At 74.0% G+C, this 16,102-nt stretch carries 12 protein-coding genes; 8 read left to right on the forward strand and 4 right to left on the reverse strand.

All coding sequences use genetic code 11. The annotated features are described in order from the left end of the window. Nucleotides 1–128: 128 nt before the first annotated feature. Entirely contained in the window at nucleotides 129–311 is a 183-nt protein-coding gene (locus ACE1OC_RS38720; RefSeq protein ID WP_407840974.1) for a hypothetical protein, read from the forward strand. 115 nt (nucleotides 312–426) lie between these two features. Here ACE1OC_RS38720 and ACE1OC_RS38725 read toward each other — a convergent pair whose 3' ends face one another. Beyond that, complete coding sequence (locus ACE1OC_RS38725; protein ID WP_407840975.1) at nucleotides 427–1,044, reverse strand: phosphatase PAP2 family protein; 618 nt, start codon at nucleotides 1,042–1,044, stop codon at nucleotides 427–429. Nucleotides 1,045–2,021: 977 nt separating this feature from the next. Between ACE1OC_RS38725 and ACE1OC_RS38730 the strand changes: the two genes are divergently transcribed. The 5 genes from ACE1OC_RS38730 (at nucleotide 2,022) to ACE1OC_RS38750 (ending at nucleotide 9,535) form a co-directional block, all read left to right on the forward strand. Continuing rightward, nucleotides 2,022–3,275 (forward strand): MFS transporter, encoded by a 1,254-nt coding sequence (locus tag ACE1OC_RS38730; protein WP_382975349.1) that lies wholly within the window; start codon nucleotides 2,022–2,024, stop codon nucleotides 3,273–3,275. 219 nt (nucleotides 3,276–3,494) lie between these two features. Beyond that, nucleotides 3,495–4,421: a 5'/3'-nucleotidase SurE gene (gene surE, locus ACE1OC_RS38735; RefSeq protein ID WP_407840976.1), complete on the forward strand. Its 927-nt coding sequence runs from the start codon at nucleotides 3,495–3,497 to the stop codon at nucleotides 4,419–4,421. 86 nt (nucleotides 4,422–4,507) lie between these two features. Next, complete coding sequence (locus ACE1OC_RS38740; protein ID WP_407840977.1) at nucleotides 4,508–6,139, forward strand: carboxylesterase/lipase family protein; 1,632 nt, start codon at nucleotides 4,508–4,510, stop codon at nucleotides 6,137–6,139. Nucleotides 6,140–6,455: 316 nt separating this feature from the next. Next, complete coding sequence (locus ACE1OC_RS38745; protein WP_407840978.1) at nucleotides 6,456–8,054, forward strand: lipase family protein; 1,599 nt, start codon at nucleotides 6,456–6,458, stop codon at nucleotides 8,052–8,054. A gap of 17 nt (nucleotides 8,055–8,071) precedes the next feature. Beyond that, nucleotides 8,072–9,535, forward strand: a complete 1,464-nt coding sequence (locus ACE1OC_RS38750; RefSeq protein WP_407840979.1) for a hypothetical protein — start codon at nucleotides 8,072–8,074, stop codon at nucleotides 9,533–9,535. Nucleotides 9,536–9,613: 78 nt separating this feature from the next. On the opposite strand, the gene ACE1OC_RS38755 is transcribed toward ACE1OC_RS38750, so the two are convergent. Beyond that, nucleotides 9,614–10,396, reverse strand: coding sequence for a lysophospholipid acyltransferase family protein (locus ACE1OC_RS38755; RefSeq protein WP_407840980.1), 783 nt, complete (start codon nucleotides 10,394–10,396; stop codon nucleotides 9,614–9,616). 76 nt (nucleotides 10,397–10,472) lie between these two features. On the opposite strand from ACE1OC_RS38755, the gene ACE1OC_RS38760 reads away from it, so the two are divergent. Next, nucleotides 10,473–10,724 carry an acyl carrier protein gene (locus tag ACE1OC_RS38760; RefSeq protein ID WP_407840981.1) on the forward strand — a complete coding sequence of 84 codons (252 nt, stop codon included), beginning with the start codon at nucleotides 10,473–10,475 and terminating at the stop codon, nucleotides 10,722–10,724. A gap of 217 nt (nucleotides 10,725–10,941) precedes the next feature. Here ACE1OC_RS38760 and ACE1OC_RS38765 read toward each other — a convergent pair whose 3' ends face one another. Next, nucleotides 10,942–11,880: an ion transporter gene (locus tag ACE1OC_RS38765; protein WP_407840982.1), complete on the reverse strand. Its 939-nt coding sequence runs from the start codon at nucleotides 11,878–11,880 to the stop codon at nucleotides 10,942–10,944. Nucleotides 11,881–12,088: 208 nt separating this feature from the next. Between ACE1OC_RS38765 and ACE1OC_RS38770 the strand changes: the two genes are divergently transcribed. Beyond that, nucleotides 12,089–13,417 carry a CoA transferase gene (locus ACE1OC_RS38770; RefSeq protein ID WP_407840983.1) on the forward strand — a complete coding sequence of 443 codons (1,329 nt, stop codon included), beginning with the start codon at nucleotides 12,089–12,091 and terminating at the stop codon, nucleotides 13,415–13,417. Between the two features lie 191 nt (nucleotides 13,418–13,608). Here ACE1OC_RS38770 and ACE1OC_RS38775 read toward each other — a convergent pair whose 3' ends face one another. After that, nucleotides 13,609–15,636 (reverse strand): putative Ig domain-containing protein, encoded by a 2,028-nt coding sequence (locus ACE1OC_RS38775; RefSeq protein WP_407840984.1) that lies wholly within the window; start codon nucleotides 15,634–15,636, stop codon nucleotides 13,609–13,611. Nucleotides 15,637–16,102 lie beyond the last annotated feature (466 nt).

A 16,102-nucleotide genomic window follows, 5' to 3' on the forward strand; every position in this document is an offset into this window, starting at 1 on the left:
CCGGGCGGCAGCATTGGCGGAAGGTCGGGACGTAGGACACGATCCTCGACGCTGGTCGACACGCATGTGCCGCCTGCGGAACGTCCGTCCGCTCGCGCCAGTACCGCTTCCATCCGCCTGAATCCTCGATGTTCGAGCGCTGCGTCGGACTCGTCTGGTGTTCCGGTTGCAGGATCTACTCCGGCAACGTGGTCCACGTCCCGCGCGAGCGGGTCCTGGTCGACCTCTTCGCCTCCCTGCCTCCTGAGCGGCGAGACCGGGTTCTCCGTTCGGAGACGCGGGTGGTCGAGTTCCTGGACCGTCAGCCCTAGGGCCTGTCGGCGGGCCAATGGGGTCTTCGGGCGGTTGCCGCGCCGGAGCCCCCTGCCGAGGGGGCCCGCGCGGCCCGTCGGTAGGGAGGCCCGGCCGGGCCGTCGCGGAGGTCCGTCACGTCCAGAGGGTGTCGGACGCCATGCGTTCCGCCTCCGTCTCCAGGAGGGGCGCGAACGCCCGCCACAGGAGCAGGCAGGCCCCCGCGGCGGCCAGGACCCCGGCGAAGGTGTCGCTCAGCCACTGGGCGTGCTGCCAGGTGCGGCTCCACATCATGGCGCCGGTGTAGCCCGCGCCGAACAGCCACCACCAGCGCCGGCCGCCCGGCGGGAACAGCACCACCGCGGCCGCGATCACCAGCGCCACCGCGCTGAAGACCTGGCCGGACGGGTACGAGCCGTCGTTGACCAGGGTCCACGTGTGCGGGGGCCGCGGGCGGTCGGCCAGCTGCTTGAGCGGTAGCACCAGGAGCACGTTGGCCAGGACGGCCGTGGTGAAGACGAAGAGCGCCGACCGCCAGCGCCCGTACATGCACAGGCAGCCCATCAGCAGCAGCGGTACGACCGTGCCCAGCGGCCCGCCCAGGCGGTCGAGCACCGTGGCGAACCCGCTGGCGGTGTCGGCGGGCGACCCCTTCAGCGAAGCGGCCCATGCGTCGTCGAGGCCTTGGAAGAAGGGCCGTTCGTCCAGGCGGAGGAGCAGCCCCGTGAGCACGGACAGCAGGGTCAGAGTCACACCCCAGGCGAGGGCGTACCGGGGCGGAGGTGCGGGGACGGGCCGCCGGGGCGGCCGGGTGGGGACCGGAGGCGGAGTGAGGGCGCGATCGGGGAAACCGGGGAATCCGGACACGGAGGAACCTTTCGACGCCGCCTCCCCGGGTGATGGGGGAGTGGGAAGGCGGCGGACGTGGCGCGAAGCGCGATGGGGACGGAGCGGAGCGGAGCGGACGCGCCGACGGGCGCGTGCGGCGGGGGTGTGCGGAGGGGATGCGCGGAGCTGCGCGGCGGCGGCGCAGAGGGTGGCGTACGGAGCCGTCCGAGTCGCCCGAGCTCCCGGGGTTCCCAGCCGCCCGGGCTGCGAAGGGTGCCCCAGCCGCCGGAGTCGGCCGACCGGGTAGCCCGTGCCGTCGGGGGTGGCCCGAGGTGGTCGAGTCGGGGCGCAGGGGGGTGGGGTCCGCCGGGGTGCGGCGGTGCGGTGCGGAGTATTGCGGAAACGTGACCGTCGCCACAAGGGCAAGAGGGTTCTCGGTCGGGCTGGACCCGCGCGGAGGCCGCATTTGATTGGTTACACGTGATCGACCTGGACTTCGTCTAGGGGTCACGATCTGTACGGAGACCTGCGCCAACCCTTGGCGAGACCGGTGAACGAGTGCTACACAGTGTCCAAGCACCTGAAGTGACACGTGTAACAACGACATTCCAACCTCGTGTCGCCGCATGGCGTCACACCGCACGGCGTCACACCGCACGGCGCCACACCACGCACCGCAGGGCACCCGCACCCCCGCCTCACACAGCACCGCATCCCCATCGCACCGCACCGCACGCACCGCGCCGAGCAATCGCACCGCGTCAGCCGCCTCGCGCTCGGCGCGGCATTCCCCCGGCGGCGCCCTCGTGCGCGACAGCACCCTCGGCGTCGCCGCCCTCCCCGCGCACCGCACCGGCGGTCCCCCCACGCCACCTCCCCGCTCCGTCCCCCGAGGAGTCGTCATGGCTACGAACGAGATCATCGACCCGCCCGTCCCGGCGGATCCCGAACCCTCCCGCGGACGCGGGCTCCTGCTCCTCCTCCTGGTCGCGAACTCCGCGATGATGGCCGTCTACATGGGCGTCGGCTCCGTCCTCCTGCCCACCCAGATCGCCGCGATCGCCGGCGACGACAAGGTTGCCGTGCTGGGCCTGATCGGCGGCATCAGCGCGATCTTCGCGACCGCCTTCAACCCGATCGCCGGCGCCCTCTCCGACCGCAGCGGCCGCCGCAACCCCTGGGTGCTGGGCGGTGCCATCGGCTCGCTGGTGGGCCTCGCCGTCGTCGGCAGCGTCAGTACCGCCCTGCTCGTCGGGATCGGCTGGTGCCTGGTCCAGGCGACCATGAACATCTACCAGGCCGCCGTCACCGCGATCGTGCCCGACCGGGTGCCCGCCGCACGGCGCGGTACCGCGTCCGCGCTGGTGGGACTGGGTCTGCCCATCGGCGGCACGGTCGGCGTGCTGATCGCCTCCCAGACCTCGGAGCACCTGCGCACCGGCTACCTGGTCTTCGGCGGGGTCATCGCCGGAGCCGCGCTGCTGCTCACCACCTTCTGCCGGGACGTACCGAGATCCGAGCCCGACCCGGACGCGCCGGCCGCCCCCAAGGGGGCCCAGCTCAAGGCCTTCCTCTCAGCGCTCGCCAACCACGACTTCCGGTGGGCCTTCATCGGGCGCGCCCTGATGGTCCTCGGATACTTCTCGGTGGTCGGATACCAGCTCTACATCCTCGGCGACCACATCACGCTCCCCGCAGGGCTGACCCCGCCCGCCGCGATGGCGATCCTCACCCCGGTGTCGATGGTCGCGATGGCCGTCTCCACGGTGGTCGGCGGGTTGCTGTCCGACCGCTGGAACCGCCGCAAGGTGTTCGTCGGCGTCTCGGCGGCCCTCGCCGGGCTGGTCATGGTGGTCCCCGTCGTCAGTCCGACGTGGACGGGCATGCTCGTCTTCAGCGCGCTCAACGGCCTGGCCTTCGGATGCTTCATGGCTGTCGACACCGCGCTCGTCACCCTGGTGCTGCCCCGGGCCGAGGACGCCGCCCGCGACATGGGCGTACTGAACATCGCCAACGCGGGGCCCCAGATCATCGCCCCGTTCGTCGCCTCCGCCGTGGTCACCACCCTGGGCGGGTACACCCCGCTGTTCCTGGTGGGCGGCGCGCTCTCGCTGATCGGCGCCCTCGCGATCCTCCCCATCCGCAGCGTGCGCTGATCCCACCGGGTCCCGTACGGGTCCCGCACCGGTCCCCGTACGGGTCCCGTACGGATCCCTGTGCCCCCGGGTCGCCTTCGACCTCCGGGCCGCCCCTCCCGGGCGGCGGCCCGGTCCGCACTCCGGCGGGCTCGCGCCGAGGGTCGCGAGCCCGCCGGGCCCCACCCCTCCCCACCCCCACCCTCGCCCAGTTCCCCTCCCTCTCCGAAGGAGCGTTCCGTGCAACGCAAGCGAGTTCTGCCGTTGGCCGCCCTGCTGCTCTGCGCACCGGCCCTCGCCGGTACGGTGCCCGCCGCCGCGGCCGAGCCGCAGGGCGGGCCGGCGCCCGCACCGGTGCCCGCGGGCCCGCTGCGGATCCTGCTCACCAACGACGACGGCTACAACGCGCCCGGCATCCGCCTGGCCTTCGCGCGGCTGACCGCCGCCGGGCACGACGTCACCATCGTGGCCCCGCTGACCAACCAGAGCGGCGCCGGTACGAAGACGTCCAACGCCCCGTCCATCGCCGTCCGCCACCCGGAGCCGAAGGTGTGGGCGGTCGACGGATCCCCCGGTGACTCGGTGAACTTCGGGCTCGCCGAGGTGTTCGAAGGGCGGGCGCCCGACCTCGTCGTGTCGGGCACCAACTTCGGTCCGAACGTGGCCGCGCTCGCCAGTCACTCCGGCACGGTCGGCGGCGCCGTCGCCGCCCTGGACGCCGGCGTGCCCGCCATCGCCCTGAGCACCGGTGGCGTCGCCGCCCCCGACCCCGTGACCACGGTCAACGCGATGGGTCCGACGCTGGACTTCGCGGTCAAGCTGATCGACCGGCTGCGCTCGCGTGCCCGCTCCGGCCCCCTGCTGCCCCAGGGCGTCGGCCTCAACGTCAACCACCCCGTCGTAGGCGCCGACGGCAAGGGGACTCCGGCCGGGGTCGCCACCACCTTCCAGGACGCGCAGGCGCTCCTGAAGGCCGACTTCACCGATGCCGGAGACGGCACCTGGAAGGTCGGCGTGACGGTGGACCTGAAGACTCCGGCCCGGGGCAGCGACGTGGAAGCCGTGGCCGCCGGGAAGATCGCCGTCAGCCCGATGAACGCCGACTGGAACACCGGACCGGTCGACTTCGCCGTCACCGCGGCCCTGCTCACCGGGCTCCGCCCGTAGGTCCCCGAACCAACCAACCCTCCGGGGGGCGGGGCGGGGTGTTTCCCGCGCCCCGCCCCCGGATCGCCCCGAACCCAGGAGTACGGATGTCACGGCCTTCGCACCGGACCACCCGGCTTTCCGCCTCAAGACCCTTACTCGGCACGGTACTCGGCCTCGCCGCGCTGATCGCCGCCGCGCTCCCGGCGGCGGCATCTCCCGGCACACCCACCGGGGGAGTTCCGGACGGCTCGCCCCGCCCGGTGGTCTCCGTCGCCCAGGGCGCGCTGCGCGGCCGCGCCCACGACGGCGCGCAGGAGTTCCTCGGAGTGCCCTACGCCGCCGCCCCGGTCGGGGAGAACCGGCTGCGCGCCCCGCAGCCGCCCCGGCGCTGGAAAGGAGTGCGCGAGGCCGTCGAACAGGCCCCGGCCTGCCTGCAGTTCTCGCCGTTCGGACTGCGCGATCCCTCGGCCGTCAGCGAGGACTGCCTCTACCTGGACGTGTACCGGCCCGGCCGGGCCCGCGCCGGGTCCCGGCTGCCGGTGATCCTCTGGATGCACGGGGGTGCGTACAGCCAGGGCACCGGCACCCAGTTCGGCGGACGCACGGTGGCGGAGCTGACCGGCTCCGTCGTGATCAGCATCAACTACCGCCTGGGCCAGCTGGGTTACCTGGGCCTGCCCGAACTGGGCAGGGAGAACGCACTGCGCTCCGGATCCTTCGGGCTGATGGACCAGATCCAGTCGCTGCGCTGGACGAGGGAGAACATCGCGGCCTTCGGCGGGGATCCGGGCAACGTCACCGTCTCCGGCCAGTCCGCGGGCAGCGGATCGGTGTGCGGGCTGCTGGCCGCCCCGTCGGCGGCCGGCCTGTTCCACCGGGCCGTGCTGCAGAGCGGTCCGTGCACGCTGCTGCGTACCCCCGACCGCGCGCGGGCCGAGTCCGAGGCACGGGCCTTCGCCGTGGGCGCGGGCTGCGCCGATCCGGCCGACGTCGTGGCCTGCCTGCGCGCCGCGTCCGGGCCGTCACTGGTGAACGCGGCTCGTACGCAGGCCACTTCGGGCCCCGCGTCGGGCGACGGGCTGCTGCCGAGGGACCCGGCCGCCGCGATCTCGGCCGGGTCCTGGAACAAGGTCCCCGTCCTGATCGGGAGCACCCGTTCCGAGGCGCGCTTCTTCGTGGCGCTGACCCAGCCCGGCCTGACGGCCGAGCAGTACGCGCAACAGGTCCTGGCGGGTTACGGCGCGGCCGGACCGGAGGTCCTCGCCCGCTACCCGGTCGCCGCGCACGGATCCCCGTACCTGGCGCTGTCGGCGGTCCTGACCGATTCGACGTTCGCCTGCGAAACCGCCCGGACGGCCCAGTCGTTCGCCCGGCAAGTGCCCACCTTCGCCTACGAGTTCGACGACCCCGACTCGCCCACTCTGGCGGGCGCGCAGGTCCCCGGACTGGACGAGTCGAACGCGCACAGTGCCGAGCTCGCCTACCTGCACGACTTCACCATGGGCGAGCGGACCCTGACCTCCGTCCAAGTCGCCCTGGCGACACGGATGAAGCGCTATTGGGGTGCCTTCGCCCGCCACGGTGTTCCCGCCGTCGCGGGGCAGACCCCCTGGCCGGCGACCGGACCGGGTGGCACCGTCCTGACGCTGGCACCCGCAGGGGACCGGCTCGACCCGGCGTTCGCTGCCGAGCACCAGTGCGGCTTCTGGCGCGACCAGCCCTCCCGGCCGCTCTGACGGGAGACGAGACCCGGTGGTCCGTACGGGGGTGATCCGCGCTCGCGTCAACGCGTGAGCGCCGGCCTCATCCCTTGGTGATCACCGATTGGGCGGCGGCCCGGGGGGTGCCGCCACGCCGCCGGATGCCCCGAGGACCACGGTCCCCACGGGCATCCGGCGGTTCCTTGCGTCCATGGCGCGGGTGCGGCGCGCGCAGCGGCGGGCGATCGCCGCGCGGAACGTGCCCCGCACGGTGCCAGCATGCCCGTTCGGGCAACGGAACCCAGGCGAAGCCGTTGCGCAGGCACGGAAGCAGGCACGGAAGGTGGGCAACGTGACCGCTCGAACGGTGGACGCGGAGGATCGGCCGGCACCCGCGGGGGACCGGCGCGCGGAGTCGCCCACACCCGGGGATCCCGCCGGGGCCGGGGCCGCGGAGGCGCCCGGCCACGCGGAGACGGCAGGGGCCGCGGAGCCTTCTCCGGCCGCTGCCTCGGCCCCCGATCCCGCACCCGCCCCCGATCCCGCCCCCGATCCCGCCCCCGATCCCGCCCCCGCCCCCGCGGAAGCCGCCCCGCCGGACCGGCGCCGCACGGATCCGGAGCTGCTCCTCGCGGCCTCGGTCCTGCTCGCGGACGCCGCCCTCACGGCGAAGCAGGCGGGCGCCGAGCTCTCGGGAGCGCTCAGCAGCCGACGGCTGGCGCTGGAGGCGCTGCGCCGCCCCGGCTGGGCCCTCGGTACGGCGGTGTCCTGCGCCCGGGCTCTGGCCGGCCCGTCGGGGCTCGGGTTCGGGTCCCACGGCGGACTCGTCGGGGAACTGGCCCGGTATGCCGGGATCGTGACGTACCGCCGGCCGGCCGCCGTGGCCCTGGCCGTGGACGCCTTCGCCCTGCGGATCGGCGCGATCGCCTCCGACCACCCCAACCTGGACGCGCCGCTGGCCAGGCGGCTGACCGACGCCGTGGTGGCCGGCAACCGGCTGGAGGCGCTGCGCGCCATGTACGCGCTCGTCGAGCTCCTCGGGCTCACCCGCGCCCTCACCACGGTGAGCCCCGTGATCATGGAGCTGCTCGCGCTGCTGAGCCTGCTCGACGAGAACCCCGTCAACGACGGCTTCTCCTGGGTGACGCTCGCCGGCGGGGTGCCGACCGCCGATCCGCTGTTCGGGCTGCCGAGCACCCTGCTGAAGTACCTCAACCCCGGTCCCGGCCGGGCCGAGCGGGCCGAGGCCGACTCCATCCTGGGCAAGGTGCTGGGCACTTCCGCCAACGACATCGTCAGCTACGTCACCGACATCGGCGCCCTCGGCAACCACGGACTGGTCCTGCTGCGCCGCGTCGAATGCACCGACGGCGCCGTCCGGTACGTCCTGCTGCTGCCCGGAACGAGCTTCGCCCTGCTGAGCAACAGCACCCCGCAGGACCTGGTGGGTGCGTTCGACGGACTGCTGCGCACCGATACGACCTACACCCGTGCCGCACGCAAGCTGCTGCTGCGCGCCGGGGTGCCGGCCGGGTCGGAGATCATGCTCGTCGGGCACAGCCTCGGCGGCCTGACGGCGATGAACCTCGCGGCCGACGTGGAGGTGTCCTCCCGCTACCAGGTGACGCACGTGATCACACTGGGCTCGCCCATCGACGGCAAACGGCCCGCCGACCACACCACCCGGGTCGTCAGCCTGGTGAACAAGCACGACGTGATCCCGATGCTCGACGGACGCGGCCCCGCCTCGCCCAACGGCATCCCCGACAGCTGGGTCGAGTTGGCATGGCTGGACGAGTCGTACGACTACCCCCTGTCGCACGCCCCTCAGGCCTACTCGGACACCCTGCGCGGCCCCATGGCGCATCACCGGGAGAAGGTCAACGCGCTGATCGGCGCCTACGACGGCCGCATCGTCGGCAACCAGCCCTACATGCTGCGCGACAAGTGACCCCGGGAGAGCCCGACATGACCCCTGCCCCTGAGACGATCCCGGCCCCCGTGCCCTCTGCCCCCGTGCCCCCGGCCCCCGAGACCGCCTGGGCCCTGGAGAACGCAGTGTTCAGTGCGGCCATGGTCGCCCGGCGGCTGCCGTGGACCGATGCCCCGGCCCGTGCGCTGGGCCTGGACGTGCTGACCCGTGAAGGGATCGCGCGGACCCTGCTCGAGCACCTGCGGCGCACCCGCTCCGGGCGCCCGGTCCGGCTGCGCACCCCCTTCGGGGAGTTCCTCGTACCGCTGACCCCCGAGGTATCCGAGTCCCTCCTCGTCCGGGCGGACGAGGAGGGGGTGTTGGAGCCCGCCACGGGGCTCACGGCCGGCGGGCACCGGTACGAACCGTCCCCGCACACCGAGCTGCCCTGGGAGGTCGCCGCACCCGACGGTGAACTCTCCGCCCTCGTGGCCCGGGACGTCGACGAGGCGGTCGCGGGCCGGCGCGGTGACGGCACCCTGGAGTGGCAGGGCTGGCACGAGGTGATGGCGCGGCTGGGCCGCCGCCTGGTGGCGGGCGAGGCGGCGGCCGAGGACACCCTGCTGAGCGCGATCGCGACCCGGGCCGAGGCGGCGGAGAGCCGCAGCGCCCGCGCCGAGGCGGCGGCCGCCCTCCGGCGCAGGACGGCCCGCTACCTGGAGAGCCCGGACCCCGCTTCCCTCGCCGGCCGCCTGGTCGCGGCCGGGACCTGTCCGGACACCACGGTGGCCGCGCTCGCCCACGCGCTCGCCCTGGTCTCCGAGGCCGCCTCCACCACGGTCCTCCAGGCCCTGGCCCTGCACACCCTGGAGCCGGCGGCCGCGGAGGAGGCCGTGGCCCGGGCGCTGCGTCACTACCCACCGGTGGCGGCCTCCGTCCACCGGGTCCGCGCGCCGTTCGTCTGGGAGGGCCTCGGGATCGGTGCGGGTACGGAGATCCTGTGCGCTCCGGGCTGGCTCTCGCCGCCGAAGGAGGCCGCAGGGCCGGGCATCTGGCCGTCGGCGCTGTGCGGAGCGCCCGGCGCGTGCGCGGCGACCCGGCTCGCGGTGCTCGTCGCCGAGGAGCTCGTCCGCGCGATCACCGCGGTCGCCCGGCCCTTCGTGGTCCACCCGAGGCTGACCGTCGGCCGGCTGCCGGGCACGCTCGACCCGCGCTCCCTGCTCGTGGCGCTCGCGGAACCCCCCGGCGGGCCGGGCGACGGGCGGGTGACCGTGGGCAGCCCGTCGGCCGTACCGGTACCGGTACGCGGCTACGCCCCCGCGGCGTACGGGGCCCTCGCGCGGGCCAGTGCGGAGCGGCTGGCGGCGCACGCGGAGAGCCTGGCGGCCTGCGCCGGGGCGGACGGCTGGGACCGGGACGAGGCGGGGGAGAAGTTCCGCATGATGCTGCTGGACCACGCGGGACGGTGCGCGCAGGCGGCCGACGGCGTGCGCAGGGCCGCCCACCGGCTGGCGGACTGAGACGTGAACCGGGCCGCATCCGGGCCGCATCCGAGGCGGCATGCGCGCGGGCGCCGGGCGGCCCCCGGCACGCCGGGGCTACCAGAAGGGCGTCGCCCGCCTGGCGCGCTCCCGGTCCACCAGGGACTGCACAGCATCCCGGGCCTCGGCGCACAGCCCGCGCGCCGCGGCCGACCGGGCGGCGAAGGACTCGGGCCGGGGCGGCGCGGGGATCGGCTCGCCCACGGTGACGAGCCACTTCGCGGGCAGCGGGAAGAGCGGGGTGAGCGGGAAGAAGGGGAGGTCCAACAGGCGCGCCAGGGACGGGATCTCGCCGAGCCTGGGGCAGGCCTCCTCGGCGCCGATGACGGCCACCGGAACCACGGGCGCCCCGGCCTGGACGGCGGTCACCGCGAACCCGGGGCTGAAGGGGCGCAGCCGGTAGCGGTCACGGAAGGACTTCTCCAGACCGGAAGTCCCCTCGGGAAAGACCCCCACGAGTTCCCCGGCCGCGAGATGTTCCAGTCCGAGCGTCGGATCGAGAGGAATGGCGCCCCCTTTCCGGGCGTACGAACGAATGACCGGAAAGCGGAAGACGGGGGAAGCGGACGGCACGCGCACAGGGCGGTCCAGATGGCGGGTGAGTGCCTTGACGAGGACGAATGCGTCGAGCCCCCAGGCTCCCGAATGGTTGGCCACGATCAGGGCGGGTCCTTCCGCCGGAATGTTTTCCCACCCCGTGATGTCGAGCCGGAAATAATCGTCCATCAGCCAGTCGAGCAGCCGGTCGCAGGCTTCCTCACCCACCTCTTCGAGCCGCTCCCGCGCGTACCGGAGTTCCGCGCTTCCCGTCGCGATCACATCGTTCACGCTTTCCGACACGAGTATTCTCCTTCACCCCTCGGCCATCTGCGTCACCCTGGCGCAACGGGCCGCGATACCGCAAATGAGAGATTCCATGACCACGTCCGCACCCGAATCCACGATCGATCTGATCGGTGCGATCCTCATTGAAATGTTCGAATTTCCGGCCGAGGAGATCCAAGGCGGCACCCTGATGCGGGACATGCTCACCGACTCGCTCATGGTGGTGGAGATGGCGATCGTCCTTCACGAGAGGCTGGGCATCAAGGTGGACGAGGAAGAGCTGCGCGCCCTCACCCTCGCCGAGTTCGCCGAAGTCCTCGACGCGCGCATCACCGCTCGCTGAGGGACGCCCCCGCCGGCCGGCCGGCGGGGGCGTCCCGGCGCACGACCCTGGCCGCGTGCGTCGAGCGGGAGCATCCGGGGCACGCCTGGCCGGCGGACCTCCGGCCGGGCGGCGCCCGACCGGCCGGAGGCCTTCCCGACGGCTCCGACGCGTCCGACGGCTCCGACGGGTTCGCCGCGGCCGACGGGTTCGCCGCAGCCGACGGGACCGTCCGGCCCTAGCGTGCGCCCGCCGCAGCGTGGGCCGGTGCGGCGGAGGGCGCGGCCACCGCCGCCGACGTGGCGTGCACGGTGTCGAGCTGGGCCTCCATGTCGTCGAGCGCGCTGCGCACCGCCGCGATCCGCAGCAGGAGCTCGTCCGCCGCGTCGGGCGGCGACTGCGTCGCCAGGAGCGCGGCCCGCTTCTCCTCCTTCTCGGCCTCGTCCTCCATCTCCCGCGCCTCCTCGAGGGCGTTGAGGACCACGCCGATCAGGACGTTGACCAGGACGAAGGAGGCGAAGAGCACGTAGGAGGCGTAGAAGAGGATGCTCAGCGGAGAGATGGCCAGCCCGGCGTGGACGGCGTCCCCGAGCCCCTCGAGCGTCATCAGCAGGAACAGGGTCAGCCCGGCCCGGCCGATGGACCCGTAGTGCTGCGGGTCGTGCTCGGCGAAGCAGATCCAGCCGATCATCGCGTACACGTAGACGATCAGCGCGCCCACGAACAGGAAGCTGACCGTACCGGGCAGGCTGCGGCCCACCGCGACCAGCAGGACGCGCAGCTGGGGCATGAACCGGGCGGTCCGCAGGACCCGCGCCAGCCGCAGCAGCCGCAGCAGCGTGGTGTTCTCCCGGAGGAACGGGATGAAGGCCGAGGAGACGACCAGCAAGTCGAAGATGTTCCAGGGGTCTCGGAAGAAAGCTTTCGGCCGGTCGGCGTGCGCGCCCAGGCGGATCAGCATCTCCAAGGTGAAGGCGATCACGCAGAAGCGCTCGGTCGCCGAAAGGAGGCCGCTGTACTCGGCGGACAGGCCGCTGTACGTCTCGGCCCCCATGAGTGCGGCGTTGAAGAGGATCACCGCGAAAACGGTGAGCGAGAACGCGGGCGCCTCGCACACGTCACGGCAAGGTGCGGCAAGCCTTCCACGCCAGGTGTCCACCGCGGTCGGGTCGGTCATCGTGCTCCCTCGTACGGGCCACCGGCCGCCCCCGGACCGCACGCGCCGGCTGCGCCGCGACGGAAGACGAGGCAGCCGAGGCGATGTTCATGTTCCGGGTCGTGTAACGCCGTACGGGGGAAATCGAGACGCCCTGGAGTGCTACATCGCCCGATCGGGGAAGCGCCCCGCCCCGCGAGGGCCGGGGCGCGGTGTGCAGGATGGGCCCATGACGACGAGTGACGGTGGGACCGGACAGGCATGGGCCGCGTTGGGCGGCCCCGAGGAGCTGGCGGAGCGGGTCGGCTACCGGGGGCCCGGCGGGCTGGGGGACGGGCCCCTGCCCGTACGGGAACTCGCGCGGGCCACGGTGGGCGTGTGCGCGCTGGCAGCCGCCGAGCTGGCCGCCGTACGGGCCGGGGGGAACGCGGACGACGTGGCTCCGCTGCAGGTCGACGAAGGGGCCGTGGCCACGGCGTTCGTCAGCGAGCGCCACCTGCTCGTGGACGGCCGGGCGCCCGTCACCTTCGCGCCGCTGTCCGGCTTCTGGCGGGCCGCCGACGGATGGGTGCGGACGCACGCCAACTATCCGCACCACGAGACCGCGCTGGTACGCGTCCTGGCTGCCGGGACCCGGGAGGGCGTGGCCGGGGCGATCGCCCGGCGCCGGGCCGTGGACGTCCAGGAGGAGGTCTACGCGGCGGGCGGGCTGGCGGTGGCCGTGCTGACCGACGGGTACGGCGCACCGCAACCCCTCGTGGAACGCACGGAGTCGGGTGTGCGCGGGCGGCCCCTCGGGGCGGTCGCCGCGGGCACCGGACTGCCGCTGGCCGGGGTCCGGGTGCTCGACCTGACCCGGGTCATCGCGGGACCGGTGGCCACCAGGACGCTCGGACTGCTCGGCGCGGACGTCCTGCGGATCGATTCCCCGGGGCTCCCGGAGTCGGACGACGCGTACGCGGACACCGGATTCGGGAAGCGCTCCGCGCTCCTCGACCTGGGGGAGGCGGGGGACCGGGCGGTGTTCGACGGGCTGCTCGCCGGAGCGGACGTGGTGGTCACGGGATATCGGCCGGGAGCACTGGAGCGGTACGGCCTGGGCGCGGAGGAACTGCTGGCGCGGCGGCCGGGCCTGGTGGTGGCCGAGCTGTGCGCGTGGGGCCCGCGGGGCCCCTGGGCGGGGCGCAGGGGCTTCGACTCGCTCGTACAGGCGGGGTACGGGATCTCCGCGGCCTGCGGGGACGAGCGCGCCCCCGGGGTGCTGCCGGCGCAGGCACTGGACCACGGGACGGGGTACCTGGCGGCCGCCGGGGTGCTACGGGCCCTCGCGGAGGGCGGCGGGCAGGCCCTGCGGTTCTCCCTGGCGGGGACGGCGTCGTGGCTGGTCCGCGAGGTCCCGCGGACCGGCGCCGCCGAACCGGGGTACGCCCCGGAACCGTGGCTGCGCGAGAGCGCATCGGGATACGGGCCGCTGCGGTACGCGGCTTCGCCGCTCGGGGGCCGGGCGTGGGACCGGGGCCCTTCCCGGTGGGGGACGGACCGGGCCGCCTGGCTCTGACCCGGGGCGACGGGGGCCGGGGCACGCACCGAGGCGGGGCCCCGGCCAGGGTGTCGGCCGGGGCCCCGCGGGAAGGTGCCGACCGCCTCCGGGGTGTGGAGGGGGCGGCATGGAGCGGATCGGGTGCGGGCGGAAGCGGGCGGAACGCGTGAGGTGGCTGGTCGGGCCGCCTCACGTGCTCCGGAGCCGGCCTAGAAGTAGACGTTCCAGGTGACGTTGACCGAGGAGGACTTGCCCGCGGCGTCGGTCACGGTGAGGGTGCTGCCGCCGAAGCCCCAGGTGGTGGGGGAGCCGGTGATGACACCCGTGGCGGCGTTGATGCTCAGGCCGGCGGGCAGGCCGGTGGCCTTGAAGGCGTAGGGCGCGGTGCCGCCGGTGGCCTTGAGGGAGAGGCTGACGGGCTTGCCGATGTAGACGGTCTGGTTGCCCGGGTTCGTCAGGACGGGACTGGTGCCGGTGACGGTGCTGACGGTCCAGGAGAACGCGGCGGACGCGGTCTTGCCCGCGTTGTCGGTGGCCGTGACGGTCACGTTGGAGGTTCCGGCCGTGGTGGCGGTGCCCGTGATGGTGCCGGTCGTGGAGCCGATGCTCAGGCCGGCGGGCAGGCCCGTCGCGGACCAGGAGTAGGGCGCGGTGCCGCCCGCGGCCTTGACGGTCAGGTTGGCCGCGGCGCCGACGGCGGAGCTCTGGCTGCCGGGGTTGGTCACGGACAGGGCCGTACCCGCGGTCGTGATCGTCCACGAGAAGGAGGTGGAGCCGGTCTTGCCGGCGTTGTCGGTCGCGGTGACGGTCACGTTGGAGGTTCCGGCCGTGGTGGGGGTGCCCGTGATGGTGCCGGTGGAGGAGTCGATGGCCAGCCCGGCGGGCAGGCCCGTCGCGGACCAGGCGTAGGGGGCCGTGCCGCCCTCGGCGCTGTTGCGCAGCTCGGGTATCCGGGCGCCGATGACGCCGTTCTGCGCCGAGACGGCGGCGACGGTGACGTTGCCGGGCTGCGGGGTGGAGGTGACCAGGGCGACCTTGAAGTAGGTCAGGGCCTCGATCACGGGCTGGAAGATCGTGTACTTGTCACCACCGCTCGTGGAGCAGATGGCCGAGCCGCCGCCGGAGTGCAGGCCCACGGCCTTGCCGCCGGTCGCCGTGACGTACGCACCGCCCGAGTCGCCGCCCGCCGAGCAGGCGCTGGAGAAGGACAGGCCGCCGATCTTGACGTTGCCGTAGTCCACCTCCTGGTTGACCTTCGTCACTTCGCCGCACCGCAGCTGGGTGGTCTGACCGGAACGGCAGATCGCGGTGCCGACGACGGCTTCGGCCGACCCGGTGAGGGTGAAGTCGGGCTGGGTCCCGTAGCCCGCGACCTTGGGCGCGAGGTTCCATCCGGGCTGGTCCACGTCGACGAGACCGAAGTCGCCCACCGGCCCGTTCACGCTGTTGTTGCCGCCCTTGTTGGACGTACCCAGACGGCTGCCGTCCTTGCCGTAGGCCGCCTGGTTGGCGTCGTTGGTGCAGTGGCCGGCCGTCACGAACGTCTTGCTGCCGTCGCTGGTGCGGGTGGTGGAGAAGCCGATGGAGCACGGGCTCTCGGAGCCCGGCACCCACTTCTCGCCGCCGACCACGTCACCGCCCTGCTGCCGCGGGCTGCCGGTGGTCTCGGTGACGTGGACGATGCCGCCCAGGGCTCCGAGGCGGGCCACGAAGGCGTCGGTGGACGCGTTGTGCGCCGTCCGGTCGACCATGACGTCGATCCGGTTGTTCCGGACGTCGGGACCCCACGACACCACACCCGCGATCCCGGACCCGACGTCGCGCGTCACGATGCGGGCGGTGGCGGCCAGTTCGGCCGCGCCGTACCGGGCCTGCCGGGCGACGGCGCCCGCGTCCCGTACCACCGCGGCGTCCGCGGCGTTGGTGACGGCGGCGTTCAGACGTCCCGTGGAGGAGTCGAACCACAGGCCCGCCACCCGGTCGCCGACCCGGCCCCGGATGAGGGTGGCGGCCTTGCCGGCCGCCGTTTCGTCGGCGATCCGGTCGCGGGCCTGTCCGGGGGTGAGGTGGAGATCGCGCTGCATGGCCTCGAAGACCTGCGGTGACACGGACGGCCCGGGCCGGGCGGCCGGAGTGGCCTGGGCGGGCAGGGCGCCGAGGCCGCCGAGGGCGACGACGGCCGTGACCGAGGCGGCCGCAACGGAGGCCCACGTAGACCTGGTTGGCAGATTTCGCACGGAAATCCCTTCATGGGGGGCGAACCGGAGGGGTAGGCCGGTACGGATGAACGTCCCGTGGGGGAGCACGGGACCCTTCACGTCCCCGGAGTGCGGAGGTCGGGGAGCCGCGCCTTCGCCCTCCGGGATGGCCAACAGAGTGATCCCGGGCCGGTGCCGCGAGCATCGGAGGAATCCCTTGCTGCCGGGGCGGCCGGCCGTCGGCCACGGGCCGGTCCGGCCCGCCGTGCCGGATCCCAACCTGGCTGGTACCGGGCCGCGTTGGTCCTCCCGGGCCAGCGGGCCCGGGGCTCACGCGCGCGGCGGCCCGCGCCGCGCGCGTAGGGCGCCCCCGGCCCCGACGCGCCGGGCCCGGGGCGCGGCACGGCGGGCCGTCCGGACCGCGCCCCGCTCCTCCCGTGGAGGGTGCGGTGCTCCGGGTCTGCCACCCCGCACCCGGAGCGCGGACGGCCCGCCGTCGCACCAC

Origin of the sequence: Streptomyces stoeckheimensis (assembly GCF_045822005.1) — a bacterium.
In the GTDB taxonomy this organism is placed as follows: domain Bacteria; phylum Actinomycetota; class Actinomycetes; order Streptomycetales; family Streptomycetaceae; genus Streptomyces; species Streptomyces stoeckheimensis.